Source organism: Brevibacillus sp. HD3.3A, from assembly GCF_013284375.2.
Lineage (GTDB): Bacteria > Bacillota > Bacilli > Brevibacillales > Brevibacillaceae > Brevibacillus > Brevibacillus parabrevis.
In genome coordinates, this window is sequence record NZ_CP085874.1 from 5,408,822 (window position 1) to 5,434,572 (window position 25,751).

16 protein-coding genes are annotated in these 25,751 nt (G+C 51.5%); 2 read left to right on the top strand and 14 right to left on the bottom strand.

What is annotated here, in order from left to right; translation table 11 throughout:
* Window positions 1-7: 7 nt before the first annotated feature.
* From cyoA to HP435_RS29215, 14 genes are all read right to left on the bottom strand, one after another.
* Complete coding sequence (gene cyoA / locus HP435_RS25315) at window positions 8-913, bottom strand: ubiquinol oxidase subunit II (protein WP_122963729.1); 906 nt, start codon at window positions 911-913, stop codon at window positions 8-10.
* Window positions 914-1,107: 194 nt separating this feature from the next.
* Window positions 1,108-2,565 (bottom strand): aminotransferase class I/II-fold pyridoxal phosphate-dependent enzyme, encoded by a 1,458-nt coding sequence (locus tag HP435_RS25320; RefSeq protein ID WP_173599403.1) that lies wholly within the window; start codon window positions 2,563-2,565, stop codon window positions 1,108-1,110.
* Window positions 2,566-2,821: 256 nt separating this feature from the next.
* Entirely contained in the window at window positions 2,822-3,295 is a 474-nt protein-coding gene (locus HP435_RS25325) for a DUF5680 domain-containing protein (RefSeq protein WP_122963727.1), read from the bottom strand.
* Window positions 3,296-3,491: 196 nt separating this feature from the next.
* Window positions 3,492-4,811 (bottom strand): argininosuccinate lyase, encoded by a 1,320-nt coding sequence (gene argH, locus HP435_RS25330; protein WP_173599404.1) that lies wholly within the window; start codon window positions 4,809-4,811, stop codon window positions 3,492-3,494.
* 50 nt (window positions 4,812-4,861) lie between these two features.
* Complete coding sequence (locus tag HP435_RS25335; RefSeq protein ID WP_063229510.1) at window positions 4,862-6,418, bottom strand: APC family permease; 1,557 nt, start codon at window positions 6,416-6,418, stop codon at window positions 4,862-4,864.
* Between the two features lie 257 nt (window positions 6,419-6,675).
* Window positions 6,676-7,971: a hypothetical protein gene (locus tag HP435_RS25340; protein WP_173599405.1), complete on the bottom strand. Its 1,296-nt coding sequence runs from the start codon at window positions 7,969-7,971 to the stop codon at window positions 6,676-6,678.
* A gap of 68 nt (window positions 7,972-8,039) precedes the next feature.
* Window positions 8,040-9,746: a HAMP domain-containing methyl-accepting chemotaxis protein gene (locus HP435_RS25345; protein ID WP_173599406.1), complete on the bottom strand. Its 1,707-nt coding sequence runs from the start codon at window positions 9,744-9,746 to the stop codon at window positions 8,040-8,042.
* A 179-nt stretch (window positions 9,747-9,925) separates the two neighbouring features.
* Window positions 9,926-13,429 carry an immunoglobulin-like domain-containing protein gene (locus tag HP435_RS25350; protein ID WP_173599407.1) on the bottom strand — a complete coding sequence of 1,168 codons (3,504 nt, stop codon included), beginning with the start codon at window positions 13,427-13,429 and terminating at the stop codon, window positions 9,926-9,928.
* Window positions 13,430-13,473: 44 nt separating this feature from the next.
* Window positions 13,474-16,338, bottom strand: coding sequence for an immunoglobulin-like domain-containing protein (locus tag HP435_RS25355; RefSeq protein ID WP_173599408.1), 2,865 nt, complete (start codon window positions 16,336-16,338; stop codon window positions 13,474-13,476).
* A gap of 540 nt (window positions 16,339-16,878) precedes the next feature.
* Window positions 16,879-17,970, bottom strand: a complete 1,092-nt coding sequence (locus tag HP435_RS25360; RefSeq protein WP_122963721.1) for a GerAB/ArcD/ProY family transporter — start codon at window positions 17,968-17,970, stop codon at window positions 16,879-16,881.
* Window positions 17,971-18,013: 43 nt separating this feature from the next.
* The gene (locus tag HP435_RS25365; RefSeq protein WP_122963720.1) at window positions 18,014-18,247 is read right to left on the bottom strand and encodes a hypothetical protein; all 234 of its coding nucleotides are present in this window, start codon (window positions 18,245-18,247) and stop codon (window positions 18,014-18,016) included.
* 69 nt (window positions 18,248-18,316) lie between these two features.
* The gene (locus HP435_RS25370; protein ID WP_122963719.1) at window positions 18,317-19,522 is read right to left on the bottom strand and encodes a Ger(x)C family spore germination protein; all 1,206 of its coding nucleotides are present in this window, start codon (window positions 19,520-19,522) and stop codon (window positions 18,317-18,319) included.
* 24 nt (window positions 19,523-19,546) lie between these two features.
* Window positions 19,547-21,082, bottom strand: a complete 1,536-nt coding sequence (locus tag HP435_RS25375; RefSeq protein WP_173599409.1) for a spore germination protein — start codon at window positions 21,080-21,082, stop codon at window positions 19,547-19,549.
* 150 nt (window positions 21,083-21,232) lie between these two features.
* Window positions 21,233-23,797, bottom strand: a complete 2,565-nt coding sequence (locus HP435_RS29215; protein ID WP_173599410.1) for a winged helix-turn-helix domain-containing protein — start codon at window positions 23,795-23,797, stop codon at window positions 21,233-21,235.
* Window positions 23,798-24,500: 703 nt separating this feature from the next.
* Here HP435_RS29215 and HP435_RS25390 point away from each other — a divergent pair.
* Together HP435_RS25390 and HP435_RS25395 are read left to right on the top strand one after the other, a co-directional pair.
* Window positions 24,501-25,076 (top strand): RDD family protein, encoded by a 576-nt coding sequence (locus HP435_RS25390; protein WP_173599411.1) that lies wholly within the window; start codon window positions 24,501-24,503, stop codon window positions 25,074-25,076.
* A gap of 135 nt (window positions 25,077-25,211) precedes the next feature.
* Window positions 25,212-25,646 (top strand): hypothetical protein, encoded by a 435-nt coding sequence (locus tag HP435_RS25395; RefSeq protein ID WP_173599412.1) that lies wholly within the window; start codon window positions 25,212-25,214, stop codon window positions 25,644-25,646.
* Window positions 25,647-25,751: the final 105 nt, after the last annotated feature.

A 25,751-nucleotide genomic window follows, 5' to 3' on the forward strand; every position in this document is an offset into this window, starting at 1 on the left:
CTTCTGGCTATTCCTCGATGCGCACTTCCTTGCGTGCCTTCACGGACAAACCGTGGTTGTGCGAAGCAGCGTATTTCGTCACTGTCATCTCAAACAATCCTTCAGGGAAAGAGGAGAAATAGCGGACATCCGAGGTACCTTGCTCTGCCAGCTTTTTATAGCCATCCAGAGTCAATGCTGCCGATGTTCCTTTCACTTCGCTCACCCATTGATCAAAAGCTTCCTGCGATGTCGCCTTGGCCGTGAAGTACATGTCCGCGAAGCCCTTCCCCGTGTAGTTGGCGCCGGAACCCATGTACTCGCCCTGCTCGTCCGCTTGCAGGTGCAAAACCATCGCCATTCCCGACATCGCATAAATCTGTCCGCCAAGCTGGGGAATCCAGAAGGAGTTCATCGGGGCATCCGAGGTAATCTCGAAGCGAATCGGCACATCTTCCGGGAACTGCACGTAGTTCACTGTCGCAATCCCCTGCTCGGGATATTGGAACAACCACTTCCAATCCAGATTCGTCACCTGAATCGTGATCGGTTCGACTTTTGACTCCAGCGGTTTGGACGGTTCGAGCGAATACGTATAGCGAACCGTAATAATAGCGATCAACGTAATGATGACAACAGGAATCCCCCACCAGGTCGTCTCCAGCGCCGTGCTGTGCTCCCACTCCGGGGTGTACTTCGCCTTTCTTCCTTTCCTGTCACGGTATCGCCACACAATGACAAAAGTCAGAATCAAAACCGGAACAATCACGATCAAGCATAAAAGCGTAGACAAAATCATCAGGTCCTTTTGCTGTTCACCGATCGGCCCCTTCGGATTGAGCACGAGATATTTATCTGCGCACCCGGTCGTCATGAACAGCAGCAGGAACATGTACAAAACGGACAGACAGCGTGCTGTCTTGGACGTTTTCATGTCCTCATCTCCTATCACCATGCTCGGTACTGGTTGAAACAAGTCCTACTGTAAGGGCGATCCAATCGAGTGTCACCAGCCAATGAGCAAGTCCTTGAACCAGCCATGTTCAAGATTTGGTTGCATTTACGACAAGGTTTGGTCACAGAAAAAGACAGCCCGTAGCAAAGGCTGCCTTTTTTTGCAGATCACATTTACTTGAGTACACGTACAGTCAAAAACGCTGGGTCTTCCGAGCCTTGGACAGGCAGACCTGCCTCCCGGTTTCTTTGCGCGTAAGCCACATTTTCCTTGGAAATGACTTCACCCGGAATAAAAATCGGGATTCCTGGCGGGTACACCATGACAAACTCGGCGATAACTCTCCCCTCCGCTTCTGCGACGGGCACGATTTCGGTCGGCGCGTAAAAAGCGTCACGCGGCGTGACAGCAAGCTGCGGAATTTGTGGCAGAGGCATGTGCTCCTCTGCCAGCGCCTTCGCCTGCTCTCGAAAATGCAGCGACAATTCTTCCAGCGCATACACGAGAATTTGCAAATCCGCTTTGCTGTCGCTCGGTGTGACAATACAAAGGATGTTGTGCAAATCGGACAGCTCCACTTCAATATGGAAGCGCTCCCTCAGCCATTTTTCCACCTCATGCCCGGTCAGCCCCAGCCCTTTTACGGAAATGACCAGCTTCGTCGGATCGTAGGCGACCACCCCGTTTTGTCCAATGATCTCGCTACCCATGCAAGTCAAATACTCGATCCGATTGATTTCCTGACGCGCCTGATTGGCAAGCCGGATTGCCTGATCCAACAGCGTTTTGCCTGCGGTCACCAGCCGTTTGCGCGCTACATCGAGCGAGGCGAGCAGCAAATAAGACGTGGACGTCGTGGAAAGCATGCTGGAAATCGCCTGTACGCGCGATAGCGAAATCCGGTTTCCCTGGATATTCAGCACCGAGCTTTGCGTCATGGAGCCGCCAAGCTTGTGCATGCTGCTCGCCGCCATATCTGCGCCTGCCTGCATCGCGGACAGCGGCAATTTCGGGTGAAAATGCACATGCGAGCCATGAGCTTCATCGACCAGTACAGGCACTCCTCGCGCGTGCGCTACCTTCACAATTTTTTTCAGGTCGCCTGCTGTGCCAAAATAGGTCGGGTGAATAACCAAAACAGCCTTGGCGTCCGGGTGCTGCTCCAAAGCTTCTTCGACGGATTTTGGAGTGATGCCATGCGCGATCCCGTAGACCAGGTCCATTTCCGGATGCAGAAAAATCGGATGCGCCCCCGAGAAAATAATTCCGCTCATGATCGACTTGTGCACATTGCGCGGCACAATGATTTTTTCGCCCGGATGGCAAACCGACATGATCATCGTCATGATCGCTGTACTGGTTCCTTGCACGGAGAAGATCGTGTGCTCGGCGCCAAAAGCCTCGGCAGCCAAGTCCTGGGCCTCTTGAATAATCCCGGCAGGCTGGTGCAGATCATCCAGCGGCCGGATGTTGATCAAGTCGATAGACAGCGCATTTTTGCCGATGAACCAGCGAAATTCCGGGTCCATTCCTTTGCCTTTTTTATGGCCGGGTATATGAAATTGAATCGGATTTTTTCGGGCGTGCTTGACCAGTCCAGTAAACAACGGTGTTTGGTCTTGATTTGACATGGCTCCTCCTTCGCTTGTCCAGCCTTTTCTCAAGTGTCAGCCTGTAGTGTGGCAAGCTGATTATAGGACAAGCCGCTGTCTTTCTTCTGATCCAATCGCGCTGTTTCTTACCCATCCAATTTGTCTCCATGCCAAAAAGCCGTCCAACGCAAAAAGCCACCTGTATTCTGGTGGCTTTTTGCCGCTTTTATGCCAAAATCGGTTCACGGGGCGGATCGGTTTTGGTTGCCCGCGCGAGATTGGTCATCATGCAGCCCTACTTTTTCAACAACCCGCCATGATAGAGCAATTCATAGACAATCTCATCCTGGCGGTAAATAAATTCCTTCCCCTGAAAAAGAGTCACATTCCCCTCATTCGTATCGACGTAGCGCAAATCGTCCTGCGCATGCTCGAACGCCCCCAAAAAGCGGCCCTCCGCGTACATCTTCGACAAGCTCGCCTTAATGACCAGTCCCGCAGCATGCGCGTCGATTCGCTCCGGCTTGGTAATGTAGCCAAAATAATTCATTGCCCACACCGGACTTTTTTGGAAGTACACGACCTCTTGCCCGATAAAATCGCTCTCGCCCAAATAGCTGTCGTGATAGGCCCAATCCCCGCTTGCATATTGAATGTCCTTGGACCCCAGCCGATACGGCAACAGGCGCTTGGCTCCTCCAACGTATGTGTGCTGCTTGGCTTGCACGACAAACGCTTCCAGGTCGGCAACAGAAAAAAGCTCACGCATTCCCCAACACCTCTTTTTCGGTTCGTTTCCTCTTACATTTCAAGAAACGCAAGCAATTTCCTGTAAAAATTTTCTTTCAATTCCAAAAAAACAAGCCACCGCATCGGATGGCTTGCTGCTCTTCCTGCCCCTGAAAATTTTGCCCGGTTGGAGATTGCCCGGTTCGCAGGGAGGGGAAAAGCGCTTCGGCGTTCTGCTAACGCAGCAGTCCCACTTTGATCCCTTTGTTCAGGATGTTCTCATAATCGATAAACGTGTACAGATCGTCTCCGATGTACGGGCTGATCTGCTGCAATTCTTCCAGCGTCAGCTCCTCGATCGCCTTCTGGTTGTCCTCGCAATAAATCACGATCGAGCCGACGATGCTGTGGGCGTCGCGGAAGGCAACCCCTTTGCTGACCAAGTAGTCGGCAACCTCCGTCGCGTTGAGAAAGCCCGCTTTTACTGCCTTTTTCATCTGCTCGTGATTGACCTTCATCGTCGCGATCATGTTGGACATGATCGCCAGGCACGAGAGAACGGTATCCAAAGCGTTGAAAAACGCCTCCTTGTCTTCCTGCATGTCCTTGTTGTAGGCCAGCGGCAGTCCTTTCATCGTCGTCAATAGCGAGGTCAACGAGCCATACACGCGTCCCGTCTTCCCTCTGATCAGCTCGGCGGCGTCCGGGTTTTTCTTTTGCGGCATGATGCTGCTTCCCGTCGAGTACGCGTCGTCGATTTGCACGAAGCGGAACTCCTGGCTGCTCCACAAAATCAGTTCCTCGCTCAGACGGCTGAGGTGCATCATCAGGATGGAAAAGCCCGACATCAACTCCAGCAAATAGTCGCGATCGCTCACCCCGTCGAGGAAATTGTCGACTGGCTTTGCGAAGCCGAGCGCTTTTGCCGTCATCTCCCTGTCGATCCGATGCGTCGTGCCTGCGAGAGCGCCGCAGCCGAGTGGGCTTTCGTTCATGATTTCGATTGCATTGGCGATTCGCAGTTTGTCGCGGCGCAGCATCTGGTAGTACGCCATCAGATGGTGCTGGAACGTCACGACCTGGGCGCGCTGCAAGTGGGTATAGCCCGGCATGATCACGTTGTTTTCGCGCGCCTTCGCTTCCAGGCTGGCTTGCAGCTCCTCGATGCTTTGCATGACCTCGTGCGCCTTGTTTTTCGCATAAAGCCGAATGTCTACCGCCACCTGGTCATTTCTGCTTCGCGCCGTGTGCAGCTTTTTCGCTGTGGCGCCAATCCGCTCGGTCAGCTTCGCTTCGACAAAGCTGTGAATATCCTCGTAATTGCCGCCGATCTCCAATGTGCCCGCTTCGATCTCTTCCAAAATGGCGAGCAGCCCTTTGACGATCTCCTCGCCTTCTTGCCGGGTGAGCAGCCCGCTATGCGCCAGCATGTTGACGTGGGCCACGCTTCCTTTGATGTCCTCTGCATACAGTCGCTGATCGACATGCAGCGAGCTGTTGAAGTCTTCCATCAGCTTGTTTTCTTCTTTTCTAAAACGGCCACCCCAAAGCTTCATAGCTACGTTCTCCTTTATGATCGATAAAAATGTTTGCCGCTCGCTTGCGCCTACTCCTCGGCAAGCTCTGCGACGTTTCCTTTTTTGCGCATGTACCAGACACCGTTGTACACCGCAAAGTAGTAGAAGATGAAGCCTGTCACTGCGGCGACGATCGACATGAACGGCTCAGGCAGGATGCCGATTCCGCCAAAGTTGCCGAGGTAGGACAGCCCGATGAGCACGAGGATGTAGGCGATCAAATACAGTCCGCCGATGATTTCCTCCGCTTTGTACTTGCGGATGAAATGAACGATCAAGTAGCAAGCCAATCCAATCAGCAAGCCCGTAATCCCCAGCTGCACCTTGCTCCATTTCGTCCAGTAAATGAGCAGAGTGGCGAATACGAACGCCAAAGGCGCAATGACACTCATGCCCGGAAGACCTTTGTCTTTGGTCAAACCAACCTTGCGAAACACCATGACGGTTACGCACGCAGAGGCGTACTTGTAAATGCCGATCGCGCCGACGATCGCGACAATTGCCGTCCAGCTTTTCAGCGGGAACAAAAACAACAAGCCGATGACAAAGTTAAAAGCGAGCGCGCGAGTCGGTACGCCAAAGCGCTTGTTGATCACCCCGAAATAACCGGGCAAAAAGCCGCTTTTCGCCATCCCGAATACATGTCTGGAAGTTCCTGCTGTGTAAGCGAGCGCAGAGCCTGTCGGAGACACCATCGCGTCTGCTGTAATGATCCAGGAGAGCCAGACCATGTTGGCAATCATCGCGAGATTGGCAAAAGGAGAATCAAACTTGATGCCGCTCCAGCCGTTCGCAATCATCTCCGGCGGCACAGCCCCGATGAAGACGACTTGCAGCAGCACGTACATGATCGCCGCCAAGACGAGCGACGCGATCAAAGCCAGCGGAATGTTTTTGCGCGGATTGACCACTTCGCCGCTCATCATGATGACGTTTCCAAATCCGGTGTAAGCAAAGAAAATTCCGCTTGTGAGCACCGCGCTCAGACCCGCACTGTAGCCATTCGGCGCAAAGCCCTGGCTTGTGAAGTTTTCCGGGTGAAAGCCTGTCATGAAAAAGGCGATAATCGTCAGCACCGGCACAACAAATTTGATGACGGTAATAATCGTGTTCGTCACAGCAAACAGCTTCACGCCGAAATAATTGAATACAACGAAAAAGACCATGAGTACCGTAGCAGCCAAAATCCCTGTCGTCGTCAACTGTTCGTTGCCCACGTCGTAAAGTCCGGGCCAAAACTGATTCGCGTACTGAATCACGCCAGCCGATTCTACCGGAGCGGTAGCGCAATAGCCAAGCCAGATCGAGTAGCTGGTCACAGTCGCCAGCATGCTTCCGTGCGAGTACAGCGGATAGCGTCCAAGTCCCCCGGACTCGGGTCTGACCCGCCCAAGCTCTGCGTATACGAGAGCGATAAACGTAATAACAATGGCACCGATTAACCAAGAAATAATAGCGGCAGGACCTGCCAGCTTCGCTGTTGCCCAAGGGCCGAACAGCCAGCTGGAACCGATGATTCCCCCGAGAGAAAGTGCCGTAAGAGACCAAAAGCCCATTTTCTTTTTCAGGTATTGTTCTTGATCCATGAATTTCCCTCTCTCTTCACGTCGTCGTTGTGCTCATAGCTTGCCCGCAAAAAATGGATACTCCTTTCTCTTCGGCCTGTTGATCCGCAAAGCTGTCTTCCCTCGCCAGACTGGATATGTTCAAATGAGTGCGATTGTCCAGCGACTTTTATTTAAGGGTAATAAAAGGGTAATTACCTAAAATGCATTATATTTGAATCATTCTCATTTTTCAACGCATTTTCGCCAAAAAAAATAACCATTCAACCTGCGAATGGTTATTTCAAACGATATCTTTTGCTTGGCCTGCCCCGGGCGGAAGAAGCTTCTTCCCCGACGCATTCCGCCAAATCTGCCTCGCACAGACTGACCATGAAGCGGCGCGCATTGCGCTCGTCCCAATAAAGATGCGTCGCCAAGTCCTTGATCGTAAAGTCGTTCCAGTTCATTCTTTTCATCAACGCCGTGACTTTGTAGTAGTTTTTCGCACTGAGCTTGACTTCCTTCAGCTTCTCGATCAGCTGCTTGTCGTCGCTTCGAAAGGAAAAGCTCAGCTCTTCTTCGTCGCCCGCCGACTGGACAATCGTGCCGTCCTCGCGGATGATCACAATCCCGTGCTCGGCCCGGTCTTTGGATAACTGGAGGGCGCGCTCGGCGTTTATTTCCGCTGTATGCACGGTGACACCGTAGCCGATCCCGACACTTGCGGCATGCTCAACCTCTTTCGCCAGTTGCTGGAGCGTCTCCTGAAGCTCCCTGATTTCCCGCTCGATTGCCCCGCGCGAGCTGATAATCACGTAGCGGCCGTTGCCTTTTTCCAGCAAAGAGCCGTCCAGCTTTTCACAGTACCGCAGCAGCGTCTCTTTTACCTTCATCTCGAAGTATTGCAGATGATAGGAACTTTTCGCCTTCTCGCTGATTTTGGCGAATTGCTCGATTTCCACCAGTTGCACGCCAATCTGCGTGTCCTTGTAGTAAAACGTTCGGATTTTTTCCGCGAGGATGCGCAGAGCCTGACGAATTTCCATGTCTGTACTTTCGATCCGATAAGCGGGCACTCCGGCTTCGGTCAACGCAAAATAGACGGCTTCAAAGCACGTCAAAACCCCTTTCGTTTTCCCGGCCCGGTACAAGTCCAGATGAAAGTCGATCAGCTCTTGCGTACTCGAATGAACGTCAAAGGTCTTCACATACATGTCCTGCGGCGCAATCTCGATCTGTTCCAGCGCCTGCTCCAGGTGGGATGTCGTAATCTCGTCGATGCTCACCTTGCTCAAAAATTCGTGCTGATAGTACCCCATATGCAAAAGACTTTTGTAAATGCCTGATTCCGTATGCTGGATGTAGACCAGCTTTTCGTCCGTGCTTAACGTATTTTTCGCCACCATGTACGAGATTTGGCCAGAGAATAGCCAGGCGTCGACTTGCTGGTCGTATTCGCGGACGATTGTTTTCGTTTCCTGAAAGTCGCTGTATGAATAGCCGATAAATTTCATCGTCTGCTCGTATTCGTTCCCGAGCTGGATAATTCGTTCAACAGATGTATGAGGACCGACAACCCCAACTGTATACATGATTCCCTCCTGTTCCAGAAGACTCCTTATCTACCATTCTATCTGTTCCGGGAGGGAATTGACAGTCGCTACAGCTTGAATACGCGCACGGATGATTGCAGCTCTTCCGCCATTTGCGAGAGAGCGGCGGCAGAGGAGGCGATTTCTTCCATCGATGCCAGCTGTTCTTCGGCCGCAGCCGTAATATTTTGCGTGCCAAGCGCCACTGACTGCGCTACATTCGTAATTTGTGAAATCGTTTGGACGACTTGCTCGGTGCCCGCTGACATATGACCGGAAGCTGCGGAGACTTCCGCGATCCGGGCTGCCACTTCCGTCACGGACTGCTGTATTTCTCCGAAGGTTTGCCCGGCCATCTGAACGACGTTCATTCCTTCCCGCACTTCCTTCGTGCCTGTGTCCATCGTCGCCACAGCCTTCGCCGTCTCTGCCTGAATCGTCTGGATCAGGCAGGCAATCTGTTCGGCAGAAGCGGATGATTGCTCCGCCAGTTTGCGGACTTCCGCCGCGACGACAGCGAAGCCGCGCCCGCCTTCTCCGGCCCGGGATGCTTCAATCGCCGCATTCAACGCCAGCAAATTGGTTCGCTCCGCAATGCTCGTAATCGCTTCTGTAATATGGCCGATTTCCGATGAGCGCTCGCCCAATCCTCTGACGACTTGCGCCAGCTCGGTCATGGTGGAGTGAATAGCGTCCATTTGCCGCGTGGTCGTATGGACAGCCTGATTGCCTGCCGAAGCCATGTTGGAAGCTTGATTGGAAATGACGGCTACTGCGTTTGCCTTGGTCGCAATCTGCTCGGAGTCGCCGGACATCTCCTCCACGACCCGGAAGCTTGCTTCCACACTTTGCACCTGCTGATCCGAGCCATTCGCCACTTCTTGAATGGAAATCGCAATATGTTCGGTCGCTTGGCTCGTCTGCTCTGCACTGGCTGTCAATTGCTCCGCGGAAGCCGCCACTTGCTGGGCGGTCACGTTCACCTGGGAAACGATTTCGCGCAGCTTTGCCAGCATGTTGTTGAAGTCACGGGTCAGCTCTGCGATTTCGTCCGTGCTTTTTACCGGGAGAGCTTCCATGCGCAAATCGCCTTCTGCAACAGCGTTTACTTGCTGGGCCAGCCTGTTCAGGCGAGAGCGGATACTGCGAGTAATCGCAGCAGCCCATACCACCGCTACCGTGACGGAGACGGCTATCAGCAGCAATGTGACTTTTCTTCCCTCGTCATAGATCGCTGCCGCTTGTTCGCTCTCATTGTTTGCCCCGTCATGGTTGATTTTGATCAGGGCATCGAGGTCATTTTTCATGGCCTGAAACAGGGCAGACACTTCGCCAATTACGTCCTTTATGTCGGCGCTGTTGTTCTGTCTGGATGCGTCCATCAGCTTGTCGTGCAGTTGTTCATACGACTCCCATTTGCTCTTGAAGGAACTGAAAATTTTCTGGTCCTCGACGTCGTCCTCCTCCAGGGTGCTTTCGTAAGACGCTATATCCTCCCTGACTTCCTGCAAGGTCAGCGCAAGCTCCTTTTCCAGCGGCTCTTTCTGTTCCTTGCTTTGATAAAAGACATGCGAGAATACGAGCGCATGGACATGCTCGGTCAAGTAGTTCAGATGGTTGATGTCTTCTACGGCCGGCAACCAGCTCGTATTGATTTCCACCGCCTTCTCGTTCAAATTTTTCATTTGATAGATGCCAAGCCACCCAATCGCCGCCATCAGCAACAACGTCACTGCGAATGCTGTGTACAGCTTTTTTCCGACTGTGAGTTTCATACGATTCTTCTCCTACTCTTAACGATTCCTGTTTGTACTATGTACCCTTTACAAAATACGTTAAAACTCATTGAAAGCATAAAATGTCGATTAATCAGATCAACAAATAAATGATTGGATCTGTGCCATAGAAAAAGGAGCCCGGTTGGTTGAATGCCAACGGACTCCACAATTGTCGGTTACGCCCTCTGCTTGACGGTAACCGGGTATGTTATGCTTTTGTCGCCATTTTCGATCATAATGGTGATCACCGTTTCATCTGGAACATCCGGACTGACTTCCAGCAAGCCATTTTCGCTAATTTTGGCATATTCCGTATCATCCAACGAATACTTTGTGCCCATGCTCGATTTGGTGATGTCGCTGCTGCTCCGATCCGTATACTTCCCTTTGACCTTCAATTGCAGCGTCTCTCCCGCATAGACAACAGCTTTTGCCGGAGACACGGCGATGCTGTCCAGAGAATACACACTGACCGTCATTTTCACCGTGCTTTGCCCGTTTTGGATGGTGATCGTCGCTTTCGAACCACTCTCCGCCTCCGGCAACACCGTGATCAGACCTTCCTCATCCACCTCAATCAACTCAGGCTTGTTTGACGAGTAAGTCGTGCCGTCTTCGGAAGCAGTCAAATCCACTTTTCGGCCGCTCGTCAAAGCTCCTGTCACCTGCACTTGATACGTCGCTCCCTGCTCAAGCTTCACTGTACGTTGAGCCACAGCGAGAGAGCGCAGCTTTGTTTCCGCCAGCATGTACGTCCCTGGCGCGCTGGTCAGAAAAAGCACCTGCTCCCCATCATGCTTGACGTATCCTTCGCCTTTGCCTGTTGCACCAGCCTTCCAGTTTTTTCGAGCGGCATCATACGTATAAGGAGCGAACTTTTTCGAGGAATAGGCGTACGGTATTCCGATCAATGCCTCTCCTTTGGCAAAGCTCTTGATTTCTTTTTCCCCGGCAAAAACCCGGAAATCGTATGCATCGCTTGTCTTGGAAAACGTAGCAGGGATCGTTGCCTCTTCGTTTTCTTCGACCACCACGGCTATCGTCTCAGCGTTGTAGCGGGCAAAAAAGGCTGGCGGCAGCTTCACGCTTGCTCCCGATTGCGCCATAACGGTAACGGCAAACTGTTGATTTGCCAAAGTCTCGACCAGCTCTTCCGACAACAGCACAGTCGGCTCTTGGGACGCAGAAGCAGCACGGCCGGAACGCAGCTGTTCGCCATTGTCCTCTACGTCCGCCGCTTCTTCGTCCACCACTTGAATGAGCAAGTGCCGTTCGAGATCAAACAGGTCGGACTTGCTGCCAAGCTCCTGGCTCCAGTCCTGCACCAGAGCAGCAACCTCGTTCAGCTGTTCGCTCGTATCCGCTACTTCTGTATGCTGGGCTACCTGGAGGATGCTTTTGTGTTTGAGCAGCTTGTCCATAGCTTCACGGAAAGGCTGAGCCACTTCTTCCCTGACCTGATCATCTTCCAGTTCGACGATCACGTCCCGAATCACCGTGCTTACGAGCTTTGCCCCTGCTGCAAACACTTCCGAATCATCCAGTTTGCTTTGAGCAAGACCTTCGTTCACTCCCTTTTCTAAAAAGAGGGACAGCGCTTCTCTCAATTGCTTGTCGGAAACTACTCCTTCTTTCCATTTGGCAACGAGCGGAGACAAAACTTCTGTTGAAGTGCTTGCTACGAGTTGAAGCTTCTCGGTATCGCCGAGCTTGCTGCTCATAACTTTATCTGCCAAGTGCGCGAGCGATTTATCCACCTGCTCGGCAATTCTTTTTGCGTCAACTGATTCCTTGATTACCTCTTTTGTCTGTTCATTCAAATGGTTCTGCGATTCCGGAATCGTTTCGGAATGTCCTGGATAGGTCGGTGGGTTCGGCGTCACAGGCGGAGCGCTATCCCTTGTCACACTCAACTGGTATGTCTTGGTCGAGCCGTTCCGCGCCGTCACGATAAACGTAATATCGTTTTGGCCTGGATTCAGGCTCACCTCTTTGCTTATATCGTTCACTTCAGCCGCCCCGTTAATGGTCAAGGTTGCCGTCTGATCCAAAGTTGCCGCCCGAAACCGCAGGCTGCTCACTTCGTTGGGCACTCGCAGCGTGTATTGCGCCACACTTGGCTGAAAAGCAGGTGTCATCGTACCTTCTTGCAGCCATAGACCTTTCAGTTCGTGAGAGACGACAGATACGGTCCGCGTCACGGGCAAAGCTTCAATTCCGTTGTCGTCCTGAACGTTATACACCAGATCGTAGTCTCCCAGTTCACTCGTAACCACCTGACCAGTCACTTGCACCTTGTTCGTAATGTCGTTGTTGTTTGCGTCTCTCGCTGAGTAGCCTGGTTCTTGAAAGCTTTGACCGAACGGCACATACATTGCGTTGCCGCCAACCAGCGAAATTATCGGCTTCGTGATTTGTTCCACGGAAAACTCCGCTTTCGCTCTAGCCGTCAACGAAGCAGGAAGGCCGTTGGTTGTTCCATCGTCTAGTAAGCTGTATTGAAAAGACGCTGTCCCCTGGAAGGTAGGGTCCAATGAAAATTCTACCTCTTGGTCGACAAGTCTGACCGTCCCGCCTACTGCTTGATCAACATCTGCCACTGTCAATGTTTGTCCGTGCTCATTGGCTGGCCCTGCCTGATCATTTGCCGTCAACAGCGAAAACGGAATCATCACTTTAGGCGTTCCTTTTGTCACCGTGGCGAGCTGATCGTTCTGGGCGGTCGGTGCATCGTTCACTTCCTGCACCGTAATGACCGCCGCCGCCGCTCCGCTTAGCCCTGCACCATTGGCATCTTTGGCTGCTTTGACCTTGAAGCCGAACAGATCGCCAGCTGGCGTATTCGCATCCGCATTAGGCACGAATTTCAGCCCTGTAGCACCATCTGCTTTTTGCAAAAAGTTGCCATTCGTTAACTCAGTCACTCCATCGTTCAAGTAAAGCTTTCCGCCCTGAATTTCGCTGACCTGAAAATGGGTCACGCTGCTGGCGTCCGCCGGGTCAGGAGTAATCACCAGTCCACTTGAAGTTGCGGTATCTTCCAGGGTAGTAGCTGGGGTCACTTGCGGTTGTTTGGCTGCATATTCGAGCACGAGACGCGGGTAATTGCCGTCTATGATTTCATTTGACCCAAATCCGAAAGCCCCTGTCTGTGTATTGCTCAAAAGCGCAAATGTCACGTTCTGGCTTTGCGCCTCTAGCTGGAGGCGAAGAAAATTGGTTACGTCAAATTCCAGCCAATCGCCTTCTTGCAGATTTTGCCCAAATGAATCAATGACCGGATCATTGGGATTCAGCGGAAAATCGTCGTCCCATGCTCCGTAGGTGGAGCCGTACAGGGTGAAGCTCGGAACCGTTTGAGCGTCCCCGTTCACATTGGTCACGTACAATTTGAGCTTGGCCTTGATAAATGACGTATCAAGCTGAGTCAACGGGAATTGCACGGCTGCTTTTTGCATGCCAAAATTTTCGTCTAATCCTACATAGTTGGAGCTGTCCTCAAAATAGCTCCCATCTTCGACTTCCCCGCCGGAGTACCAATAACCATCCACTGTAGAATTGATTTCTTCCAGTGGTCCCTGAGCGTGGGATTGTGCTGCAAATCCAAACAGGCTCTGTATGGCAAGCAATCCGATTGCTGCTGTCTTGATCATTTTGGCTTTTTTGTGTGTTAGGCTCATGTTTTCCTCACCTTTTGTACGTCTTGTCATCAATAGCTGTCTGTTTACGGATTATGCCGCCCAATGTTCTGGTAATAACCGGCAGGATAAATGTCCCATTCCCCTTCGAGGCTGAAGCTTTGCGAGCCTGTATAGATTCCCGACTTGCGAACAATCGTGCCCGTTTGCGCCAGGATCGGGGAGCGGTTATTCGGATCGGGATTCCCCAAAACATCCACGATTTGACCATCTTTTTTCAGCACGAAAGCCGTGACATATCCTTGGTAACTCATATGAACTTCTTCGTTGTAATAAGTAGCTGGAGTGATATCAAAGAAGTCATAGAAAATCGGGTCGATAATAATATAGGCCATTTTCGGAAACAGCGGCATGATTGGCTTTGTCTCCACTGCTTTTGTCTGCGTACTTGTCATGTACCTGTGAATTTCCAGCTCGTACCCTGTGACCTTTTGACCGTTGTTGTCTCCCTGGAAAAACAGCTGGAGCGCATTGCGGCCATCTGTTCCGTATACATAATCCGAGAAGAACAGTTGCGGCTGTCCTTGCTGCTGAATATCTACCTTGATTAGCGCAACCTGGTCGCTTTGATTGGCAACCCACAGCCCGCTTCCTGGCACGCTTGCAGGGATCAGCTGGAGCTTGGTGCCCATCACGGTGCCGCCTGTGCCATTATTGAGGATTTGCAGGGAGTTGGCCGGAGCGCCCGGAAAATATGTGTTCAAGTCCAGTTGCACGTTCATGACCCCTGATTTGGTCCTGATCGTGACCTGCCCGCCTGCGACGAACTCATAGGCGTGAGCTGTAAAAGTAACGTCTTGTGTGCCGCCCTTGCCGTCATTGGCCGTGACCGTAATCGTGACCACTCCTTTGCCGACCGGAGCAAGACTGAGCATGTTGCCGCTAATGGTCGGCTGCACGATATTTTGCGCCGTTGCCGTTGCCTGGTACTGCAAGGCGTCGTTATCCGGGTCAGCAAAAATAGTAGACAGATCGATCTGCGGGTAAGGCTGGCTTCCTGGCAGCAGCGTCTGATTGCTGATCGTGCCTACTGCCGTCGGCGGCTGGTTGTTACTTTGCGCCGCTTGCTTGAGTACGGTAAGGACAAACGGTTTGGTGTTCGAGCGGCTTCCGTTCGTGATGGTCGCCGTCAATGTGACGGTAGCGTCTTGCTCGATAGCTTGCGGGCGCGTAACCGTGCCGTCCTGCGCAATCACAGCCGGGTTGTCCGAACTCCATGAAATCAGCGAGCCATTTGCCCCTGTCGTTGCCAAGACTACATTTTGCGTAACATGATCGGCGTCATCCCCGCTGGCATAACCGATGGTCAGCGCCTGGCGATCAACTTCAAGCGGGTCTTCTGTCACGGTTACGGAGACAACCGTAGCAGCTGTTCCCCCTCTTCCGTCATCCGCCACGATGGAAAAGCTGTCCGTTCCTGTAAAAGCATTTTGTGGCGTATACGTCCATGCTCCGCTCGGCAGAACGACCACAGCCCCGTGTGCAGGAGTTGTGGAGCCGAGCAAATACGTGATGGTGTCGCCATCCAGATCGGTCGCAGCAACAGTTCCGCTTGCTAACGTATTTTTGAACGTTTGCGCCGTATAGCTGCTGTTGATGACAGGCGGGTTATTCGCCGCGGGAACGTTCGTAACCGTCTGGGTTGACGTGTAAGTTGCCGGCACCCCGCTTCTCGTTCCTGTGCTGGCGATAGGTGTCACTTCAAACGTCACATGCTTCCCTACATCATCCTGCTGCAACACATACGTTTTTTTGTTCGCGCCGGAAATTTGCACCTTATCGGAACCGTCCGACAGCGAACCGCGGTACCATTTGAACAAGGACAAGCGCTCCGGGTTGTTTTCCGCATCGGTGTACACATAGCTGCCCGTCAATGTCTCGCCTGCTTGGAACGTACCGGAAATCGTTACTTGGCTGGCAACAGGCGCCTGGTTTGCAGGCGGTGTAGGTGGAGTCGGCGGTGTTGGCATAGCAGGTTCATTCGCGTACGCCACTGTCGGTATGTTGACTTCGCTTTTCACATTTACCGAACTGTCGGCCAGCACGAGCTTGTCTATCGTGCCCGATCCTTCCACACTGGCGCTTGCATTCGCTTCAATTACTTCGATTTTGCTCTCTTTGGTGGTTTCGATCCGTGTTCCTTCAGCGTCTTTGTCTACAACCACCTTTGACACAACAGAGTCGACTACCACCCAGGAAGGAGATGTAATTTGCAGCGTACTGTTAGTAGCTGCTTTGCCTTCGATCACGACAGGGAACTGTGTGGACTGGGCAGATACCTCTACCTCTGGCAGCTCAACCTCATCTTCGAGAACAAGCCGTGCGCCATTCTCATCGGTGATCACCAGTCGGTCGGCTGAGACATTATTTACATGCAAACTGTTGGAAGCAACGTCCTTCACCTTGATCTCCCCTGAGACGTGAACGTTGTCCAAAGTGACAGAACCGCCGTTGTCGATGACGAGATCGCCGTCCAGCTTCGTGTTTCTCAGTAAAACAGTAGTCTCCTTGCCTTTTATCTCGATTGTTCCACTCGTTTTATATACTCCCGATTCCGGGCCAAATTCTCCATCTTTGGAAATCGCCGCCGGAACTTGCTGCTTGCTGACGACATCGATTTGATAAGTCTCCGTCTTCCCAGCGATCGTTGCCGTAATTTCCGCAGTTCCCGCCTTCTTCGCCCACACTTTTCCTAGCGAAGTAACAGAAGCAACTCGCGGATTTTCACTTGCCCAGGTAACTTTATCATAAGCGACAATCGCACCTTCGCTGTCTTTCGCTACTGCCAGCAATTTCGCTTCCCGATCATTGCTGTCGCGCAACTGCAATTCAGAATTTCCCCAAGTGTTCAAAATCTCGATCGATTCTACCTCAGAATCTTTCGGCGCCAAAACAATAGAACGCTCTGTCGGTTCTGAATCTTCATAGCCGATGCGGATCGTTATTTCTTGCTCTGTGTCGGTTGATTGAAAAGGTTTAAAGGGAATAAAAAAGGTTCGCGTAGATTCTTCCCATTTAGCTGGGAGGGGGGATAAGGAGTGTGTCTCAGAATCTTGCGTGTAAGAGAGGGTAAACTGTTTGGTCTTAGGATTTCTTTCTGGGATCGAATAAAATGGAACGGTGATAAGGCCATTGGTCACTTTTATTTCGGAGAAGTTAACATTTTCCGCTGTAGAAGAAGTGGTTGTTTCGCTTTCAAAAGCGAATGAGGGTGAAACGGGACAAGAAAAGGAATAAACAAGCAGGCATAACAGGATCATTCGCATGACCCAATGATTCAGTCTCATCGTGGTTCCCCATTTCATGTTCGGCGTATTTGTCTAGCTGATCATGGTTTCCTTCGAATAAAGAGCAAAGCGCTGTCTTCCACCCCTCCTTTTCTCAAAAAATAGTATAAACGATGAACTAGGTCTTTGGCATCATTTTTCCTTTCATTTCCCCAACCTTTTCCGCAGTCCGCCCACCACGAGCAACAGCACAGGCAAAAACAAGCCGTACGTCAATGAGTACGGCATCCAAATCTCCGAAACAAAGTTGTCAAAATACGGCCGATTGGGCATCGTGGCAAGCGCGACGATGACCATGATCATCGCCAGAGGCAGCGTCAGTCTGCGATAGTCGGTCAATCGCAGCGTCTGGGCAATCCCGCAAGCCGTGGCATAATAGCAAACCGTTATTTTGATAAACAGCGTGATGAACCAAATGACAGCCATCAGAACCTCGATGCGTTCAAAAAAGTTGCCGACGCTAATTTTTTGCGCCAGCGTGTAGCTTGGATAGGCAAGCAGTACGGTAATGTTGGGACCGAGCACAAGCACTGCGACGGTTGTAATGATTGTCAGGAAAAAATTAGCAATCAAAATGCCCATAATATACGCCTTCGCTGCGTGCCGCGGCTGTTTCACAAGCGGAAACAGAAAGATCAGGACGACCGATTCCAGCAAATAGCCCATATAGCGGAAGTTGCCGCCAAAAACGGGCGCCATCCCATGGGCAAGGACAGGCTTGAGGTTATCGACCTTGATTTGCGGGGCGATGAACGCAATCAGCGTGAAAAACAGCAGCAGAAAATACGGAAACAACAGCTCGGAGACACGCGCAAGCGGCTCCATCCCGCAGCGGGTGCCCATGACAATAATCGCCGCAAACAGAACGAGAATGATTTCGATCGGCGTCTCCTGCATGATCTGTGTGGTGACAAAATCGCCGATTTCCATCAGCATCAGTGACGCATCGATAAAAAAATAGGAAAGGAACAAAAAAGCGACCGCTTTTCCTGCCCACTTGCCCAAGATGTCTTCGCTGTATTGAAGTATCGTCCGATTCGGATGCCGCAAGCTCAATGCCGCATACAAACTGGTCAAAAGAAAGCCCTCTCCCCAACCGATCAAAGCCGAAATCCACGCGTCCTGCCGGGCGGATGTGGCGGTGAGCGAGGGAACGTACAAGACTGCATCGCCAATGACGAACAGGGTTACCAAAATAAAAAACTGCCTCGCACTGATCAGACTGTTGCCAAGCACCCTTGTTTCCCTCCCTTCTCTTGCGCACCGCTTATGTTCACCGTTACTCCACCATGCTTAAAATCAAGTCGCTGAACGGCCGATAGACGAATGTAATCCAGTCCAGCGGGTTTGGAATGTTTGCCTCCACCGCTTCGGCGATGCAAAGCCCTGTCCCGAGCAGCAGCAAGCAGCCAAAAACAAAAAGCTCCTTTTTCAAGCCGTTCCTTTTCAGAAAAGGAGCTTCGATCGCTACGATCACCAGACTAATCAGCAAAATCAACAGGATCATCCACATCGGAACAAGTCGCACCTACTTCTTGCCAGGAATATCCTTACCTTTTCCACAACAGGAAATAGTTATGCTCTAATCCTTTTTGATAAAGGGGATAAAAGAATTGCCGACTTTGCCTGTTCGCCGGAGCTTCACATCTACGTTGATTTTCACCTTCAGGTCGGCAAAAGCCTCGTTCCAGTTGTGCTTGACCTTTTCCCAGCCCTTTGGATCGTTCTGGTAAATGACTTGCCCAAATCCGAACGCATCGGAGTGAAATTGCTTCTGCGCTTTTGTAATCACATTCTGGATTTTTTCCTTGATTCGCTTTTCTACCTCTCGCTCCAATTTGTAGATCGTTTGCGACTTTGCAAGGTCAATCGCGCACGCTACTTCTCCTACATTTCCTTCCGCTTCGATTTTCACCTCGACTTGCGGTTTTCCGTTTACGACACGACCATCAAGCGTCGATTTGCTGTGAATGATTTCAATGATGAGCTTGCTGTTTTTGTCGCACGGTATGGCTTCAACTGTGCTGTCCAGCCTGTCTGTAATATAGCTGAAGCCGATGCTTTCCTTTTCATTAAACCATCCTTGCAGCTTGTCTTCTTTGAAAACGCCGATATCCTCATACTTGAGCAGGGTAGAGACGCTTTCCTGCTGCGGGTTGTTTCCGTTGCTTCCTGTCTGAACCTTGCCTTTTACAGTAACCCCTACCAACACTGGCTCCGACCCTTCGCTCAGCAGCTGTGTAATAAATTCGTCCAGTTGGATCGAGATCACGGAGCCCCATGCTTTTTCGCCTGTTTCCAGGCTTTTGTACAGCTTGGTGGCAGGGATTTTCTCCAGCGGATCAAGCATGCTCAAAATGTGCAGGGCCGAAGTATCTTTCGCCAAAATGACGTAAAAATCCGGGCGAACTTCGTGATCGCGAAACAACAGGTCGAGCACCTCTTTTGTCCCTTCTCTCGCTACCTGCTCCCCCAACACCAATACTTGAATATGCGAAAAGTACAGCCGGCGCGGAGTCATGGTCGTCAAGCGGCGTATCCCCTCAAAAATGTCCGCAGATCGCATGCTGTACGTGGCTACTGCCGACTGAGTGCCTCCTGCCCCGTCCTTGGAGGCGGCAACTCCACCCGGATTGACGATTTGCGTAGACAACAAATACTCTCCGTCCACCTTGTCGATGCCCACCGCCATGACAATCGCCAAGTCGTTCAATTCCCTGCGGTTCCAACACCCTGTAGTCAACAGCAGCAGAACAGCGGCCAGAACGAACACCGCCTTTCGTTTCATGCTAATCCCACCTCGGCAATCAATTTAATGAACAGACTCTCTCGGAGGATTGGGCTTGTTGTCATGCTCTCTGATACTGTTTTTCGGCCGTAAAAAGTAGGGACGCGTGTGCATCATCCAGATCGGCAGACGCAGCAGCGTATCTCTCTGGTCGGCCAAATTCAACGGAGCGAGCGGCGACATGTACGGAACCCCGAACGAGCGCAAGGTGCACAAATGCAGGCAAAGCGCGATCAAACCGACAAATACGCCAATCAGGCCAAAGCTGGCAGCAAGTGCAATCAAGCCGAAACGCAGCATGCGAATCGGAATGGACATGGAAAACGACGGAAACACAAAGCTCGTAATCGCCGTGATGGAGACGACGATGACGGTCGCAGGAGATACGAGTCCGGCCTGTACCGCCGCTTCGCCCAAAACGAGCGCCCCGACGATTGAGATGGCAGAACCTACGGCACGCGGCATGCGCACTCCGGCCTCGCGCAGCAGTTCAAAAGTCAGCTCCATCAGCATCGCCTCGACAGCAGCCGGAAACGGAACACCCTCCCGCTGGGCCGCAATACTCATCAGCAAGTTCGTCTGGAGCATTTCCTGGTGAAACGTCGTAATCGCTACGTAGATGGAAGGACCGAGCAGCGCGATAAAAAAGGAAAGCAGCCGCAACATGCGAAGCAGGCCAAAATCCGAACGCTGATAGTAATCCTCCGGCGACTGAAAAAACTGGACGAAAATCGCCGGAACCAGCAGTACAATCGGCGTTCCGTCTACCAGGATCGCGACCCGCCCCTCCAGCAGCCCCGCTGCTACCGAGTCCGGCCGTTCGGTATTGTAAATCGTCGGAAACGGCGTAAAGGCCGCGTCTTGAATCAGCTCTTCTATGTTTCCGCTCTCCAAAATGCCATCGATATCGATCCTGTTTAGCCGCCGCTGCACTTCCGCAATGACGTTTTCGTCCGCAACCCCCTTTATGTACATCACGCTCACTTTGGTCTGGGTCATTTTCCCGATCTGTTTCGTTTCCAGCCACAGATGACGGTTGTTGATCCTTCTTCGCACCAGCGCGGTGTTCGTCCGCAAACTTTCCGAGAAAGCCTCCCGGGAACCACGCACTACGGTCTGTACAGAAGTCTCCTGGACACCGCGATCCTCCCACTGCTTCGTATTGACGATAAAGCCCTGCGTACACCCCTCCACGAGCAGAACCGTATCTCCGGTCAATACAGCATTGAAAAGCTCGTCCAAATCATCCAGCAGCTCCACTCCACCCATCGTCAGCATGAAATCCTTGATCAACGACAGCGGCTCGTCTGCCAAAGCGTCATCGGACGGAATTTCCCTTTTGTGCGCATGAACCATGAGCGACTCCATGAAGTTGCTGATCAGGCTTTTATCGACTAATCCTTCTGTGTACAGAATGCCTACCTCGATTTGCCCAATCGCTTCCATCCGTACAGTTCTGGTCACGAGGTCGGTGCTGTTCCCCAGCTCCCTTTTCACCACTTCCATGTTCTCTTCCAGCGAGCTGCTGAACGGCACTTGTTGCTTGGCGTTATGACTCATTCTCCAATCACTCTTTTTCCAAATCAGGATAGCTTTACTATCCCTCAGCGAACATGGCTCTATGCCCATGAAAAAAAGCCCCCTGCACGTACAGGCGACTTCTTCGTTCTCTGGCATGTATATCATCGGGCGAACCTTTTGCTGCCCCGGTTACAGCTCGCTCTCTCGCAGCTTGACCACTGCCTGTGTGCGATTGCGAACTTGCAGCTTGGCGTAAATCTGGTGAACATACACCTTGACTGTCCCGATCGTCAGGTGCAGCCTGCCCGCAATCTCAGCGTTGGACAACCCTTCTCCGATCAGAGACAGCACTTCTGCCTCCCGCTCGGTCAATTTGTCCAGTTCAGGCGACACGCGAATTTGAATGTCCAGCGCCGGAAACTCTTTTTCCACCGTCTTGAGCAGACTTGCCATATAGTCAAGTTCTTGCCTGGAGCACGCCTTGCTTTTGTAGAGGGCGTACAGCATTTTGGCGACCTCTGGCCCCTCGTCCAAAAAGATGCGCACGTAGCCTTCCGGTGCCGCCAACATCACCGCTGTGCGAATACATTCGGCTGCCTCGTGATGCCGCTTTTGGCTGTGATAAGCTTGGCTGAGCAAAATCAGCGTCTCGATCCGGCTCCCCAGCCGATCCTTCACCTCTGTCTCATGCTTCAGCCGGGTCAGCAGTTCACACGCTTCATTTTCCCTTTTGGCAGACAAGTACACACGAGCCAAAGTCAACCGTTCAAACTCGTGCCGGGAATGAATCAAGTCTTTGCTCATTTTTTCAAATTGGCTCGCCCATTGCTCTGCTTCTTCCCGCTGATTTTCGTCCAGCAACAGCCGCACACGAAACGCGTCCAGGAAAGCAATCCAATGAGGCGGGGCTTTTCGCTGGCGACACAGCTCCGCTATTTCCGCAAGCGGCAGCCACATCTCCGCCCCTCGCTTCTCCGCCTTTCGCCAACGGGTCAAAACCAGATAAGCCGGGACCAGTACGCCAAAATTCATCGTATTGCTTCCCAGCTGCAATGCTCTTTGCACAAAGTACGTCAATTGCTCGAACTCGTTTTTCTCATAATACAGCTCTGCCATTACAATCGAGCCGTATGCGAGAATCCCCAGGCCGCTGTGCTTCCAAATCGTTCTGATGGCAGGGTAAAACTCGCTTACCTTGGACAAATAGCCGCTTAACGCCACGCGACTGCGAAGCACAAAAGCCTCGTCTCCATTCAGCTCAATCCCGACGATAAAATAGCGGCTGAATTTTGGCTTCATTTTGACCGATTCTTCCAAGTACGAAAGGGAGAGGGCAATATTGCGCAGGATCAACTGCACGTATCCGCGAAGCACCCAGATTTCTACCCGACATTCCTCAAGCCCCTCATTTTTGCCGTGCAGACCATCCTCAGCGAGATGCAACAACGCTTCTGCCTGCTCAAGCTCGTCCGATAATGCGTGCATCCAGGCAAAAGCAATGCACAGTTCGGGATGACTCTTGAGCCACACTGTATCAAAACGCCTCATCCAGCGGCGCAATGTCACATTTTCGTGCTGCTTCAACATCCAGGGAGCGTGCTCGACGATCAGCCTGGTTGCACGCGACCAATCACTGCCCTTGAGCGCGTGGTCGATTGCTTCTGTCATCCATCCGTGGCCCTCAAACCATCGACTGGCAGCCACATGAAGCGTTGGCAGCTGTTCACTGTATGTTTTGCGCAAATGCGTGTGCAAAAGATCCGCAAATAAATGATGGTAGCGGTACCACTCGTTGACTCCATCCAGCGGTACGACAAAAGAGTTCGTACGTGCAAGCATCTCCAAAATGGCGTGGGCATCCGGCTCACTCGCTACGGCTGCGCACAGTTCCCCGGACAGGCGCGGCAATATGGAAGTTTTCAGCAAAAATTGCTGTACCGATTCCGGCAATCGCTTCAATACTTCTTCGGTCAAGTAGTCTTCCACGTATTTGTCATTGCCGGAAAAGCTGTGCATGGTAACCGTGGAGCCACCCTTCCCCTGCATGGACAAAGCAGCCAACTGCAACCCGGCAATCCAGCCCTCTGTCCGTTTGCTGAGTACGTGAATGTCCTCGTATGACAAATCTAGCCCGAGCAGTTCGTTAAAAAGCTGACGACATTCCTCTTCATTGAACCGGAGATGCTCCGCGCCCAATTGTCCCAGCTGTTTGCGTACGCGCAAGCGATGGAGAGACAGCGGCGGCTCCTCACGGCTGATGAGAATGACGTGTAAAAAAGGCGAGGCGTGCTGGAGCAATGTTTGCAAACCTTCGTGAATCGAGCGCTCCTTGATCAGATGATAGTCATCCAGCACCAAATAATAGTCGGTAGGCATTGCAGCGATTTCTTCAAGCAGCATGGAGAGCAGATTGTCTGCTGACGCCGCATAGGTCAAATCGAGCATCGCAGAAGCTTCACGACCAGCTTCCCGTTGTGCCATGCTCAATGCTTTTGCGAAGTAGCGCCAAAAACGGGCCGGATCGTTATCCGCCTCATCCAGCGACAGCCATCCCGCCGGCTTGCCGATACTCGTAATCCACTGACTAACGGCTGTTGTTTTCCCGAACCCGGCCGGAGCGCAAATAAGGATCACTCTGGCTGTCCTGACTTCATCGATTTCTTCCACCAATTGATGCCGATGCAACAGGTCCGAACCATATGTAGGAACATGTAATTTCGTTGCGATAAGTGAACTGTACTTTCCTTGATCCATGTGCATCTCCCTGCCTAAAAAGAAAATGACCCCACAAAAGAGCAGCCTTTTTGTCTCGATCCAATATGTGCACAAAGTTATTATGTGGAATCCTTCCGAACAATGCAAGTAAACTGCCTTATAAGAAAAGAACGTTATGTGGACGCAAAAAAGCCCTCCAGCTAGAGGGCCCGTGGACGGCTTGCTTTTTACTTGATTAAATCGTATCTCCCGTAAACCAAAAATACCCTCCGGTCGCGATCGCCAAGACTACTATGATAGCGAAATACCATTTCGTGAATCGAAGGTTTACCCAGGTGCCTTCCCACCACATCGTGAGGTAGGCGACAACCCCCAGCACTAAAACAGCGACAAAAGCAGTCATAGGCGTACTCATCATAATCACCCTGTATATGGTTTTTCTTACATCAGCTCGCTTCCTAATATAATCGTCGCAACTATCGTGTGTCACCTATCTTTAGGTAGGTTTCTTGCAGAAAAGCAAAATTTGACAGAGTGAATTTTGAAGTGTTTAAATGTTATATGTTTACATTTTTGTTGGAGGTGCACAAGTTTGGAGAATCATTCATTGCCGCAAGCAGATTCATCGGTGGCTCCCCCAATTCCACCACCAGACAGACCGATTCTGGAAGGACCGCAATTAATGGGGTCCATTACGCAGACTTACGGAGCGTCGATTTTTTTCCTGCGTTGGGGAGCACATGTGATAGATTACATTTTGCTCATTTTTTTCGTCTTAGGGGTGGTCGCGCTGGCTGGGCGTTCGTCTGACGATCCGGCCATTATCGGGTTGCTTGTTTTCGTACTCGGAATTTTATCTTACTACGTTCTTCTGGAAGGTTTTACTGGCTATACCATCGGGAAATTCGCCCTGCGAATCAAAGTGGTGAATCAGGAAGGTCAACCGCCAGGGCTGTGGAAATCGGTCATTCGTTCCTTGATCCGCATCGTCGAAACCAACCCGATGCTCATCGGCGGATTGCCTGCCGGGATCAGCGTACTGGTGTCGAAAAAGAAGCAACGGTTCGGCGATATGGCAGCGAACACTTTTGTCGTGAAAGTAAAAGATTTGAAAAACGAGAGCAAGCAGCTGACCACCAGCTTTGCCATCGGCTTCTCCTTGTTGGCCCTCGTTATCATTGCTTGCGGTATTTATGGCGTTTCCTTTTATGCCAAGCAAGACTCGTTAACGGGTTCATTTGAGAACAAAGCTTTTTTTAACAAGGCTCTTTTCGCAAATTTTGTTGCTATTGCTGTTGTGGAAACGTGTGTTCTATAATGAAAATCAGGAAGTCTATAGGATTTCCATTTACCGTGAATGCACGCTTCGCTTGGTACTATAAATATCAAGCAACTCACGGCTTTTCTAAAAGCAACAATTTCTTAGAAAAGAGCGTTTAACAAGGACAAAACCATGCAAATCATTGCTCCGACTTCCTGGAGCGAGAATGCTAGTCTTCACCCAGACGCATCCATTGCCCTTTCCAACAACTTCGCGGACAAGCATCTGCTTATTCTCGCGGACTCTAAAGAAGAATTGGACGGTTCATTTGATTATCCCCAATACGTCGATTTCGTGGAATCAAACTTGTTCAGTGAATTGACAGATGCAAGCGTGAGCAAGCATGTTCAGCTCACGATTGACGGACGTCTTTCCACTCAATTCACGATGCAGGGGAAGGTCGATGGTCAAAGTATTTCCTATCTTGTAACCGTCACAGAGTCTCCGACGCACTTTTATCAGATTATGTGCCTGACGCAAACGAGAAAATTTGACAGACTGCATGGCGAGTTCAAGCAAATAACCGCCAGCTTTCACGAAATGCCAGCACCTGCTACTCGCAAGTAATCGCCGGAAAAAAGTGTTCGGCTTCGCCGGGCGTGCCTGCAAGGTCGCGCCTCCTTTTTCCAAGCCAAAGCTCATAAAAAGTGGCTGCCCACAAGGACAGCCACT

Bases quoted from the DNA above. Each gene is read 5' to 3' on its own strand.
- cyoA (WP_122963729.1), bottom strand. From the start codon at position 913: ATGAAAACGTCCAAGACAGCACGCTGTCTGTCCGTTTTGTACATGTTC.
- HP435_RS25320 (WP_173599403.1), bottom strand. From the start codon at position 2,565: ATGTCAAATCAAGACCAAACACCGTTGTTTACTGGACTGGTCAAGCAC.
- HP435_RS25325 (WP_122963727.1), bottom strand. From the start codon at position 3,295: ATGCGTGAGCTTTTTTCTGTTGCCGACCTGGAAGCGTTTGTCGTGCAA.
- argH (WP_173599404.1), bottom strand. From the start codon at position 4,811: ATGAAGCTTTGGGGTGGCCGTTTTAGAAAAGAAGAAAACAAGCTGATG.
- HP435_RS25335 (WP_063229510.1), bottom strand. From the start codon at position 6,418: ATGGATCAAGAACAATACCTGAAAAAGAAAATGGGCTTTTGGTCTCTT.
- HP435_RS25340 (WP_173599405.1), bottom strand. From the start codon at position 7,971: ATGTATACAGTTGGGGTTGTCGGTCCTCATACATCTGTTGAACGAATT.
- HP435_RS25345 (WP_173599406.1), bottom strand. From the start codon at position 9,746: ATGAAACTCACAGTCGGAAAAAAGCTGTACACAGCATTCGCAGTGACG.
- HP435_RS25350 (WP_173599407.1), bottom strand. From the start codon at position 13,429: ATGAGCCTAACACACAAAAAAGCCAAAATGATCAAGACAGCAGCAATC.
- HP435_RS25365 (WP_122963720.1), bottom strand. From the start codon at position 18,247: ATGTGGATGATCCTGTTGATTTTGCTGATTAGTCTGGTGATCGTAGCG.
- HP435_RS25370 (WP_122963719.1), bottom strand. From the start codon at position 19,522: ATGAAACGAAAGGCGGTGTTCGTTCTGGCCGCTGTTCTGCTGCTGTTG.
- HP435_RS25375 (WP_173599409.1), bottom strand. From the start codon at position 21,082: ATGAGTCATAACGCCAAGCAACAAGTGCCGTTCAGCAGCTCGCTGGAA.
- HP435_RS29215 (WP_173599410.1), bottom strand. From the start codon at position 23,797: ATGGATCAAGGAAAGTACAGTTCACTTATCGCAACGAAATTACATGTT.
- HP435_RS25395 (WP_173599412.1), top strand. From the start codon at position 25,212: ATGCAAATCATTGCTCCGACTTCCTGGAGCGAGAATGCTAGTCTTCAC.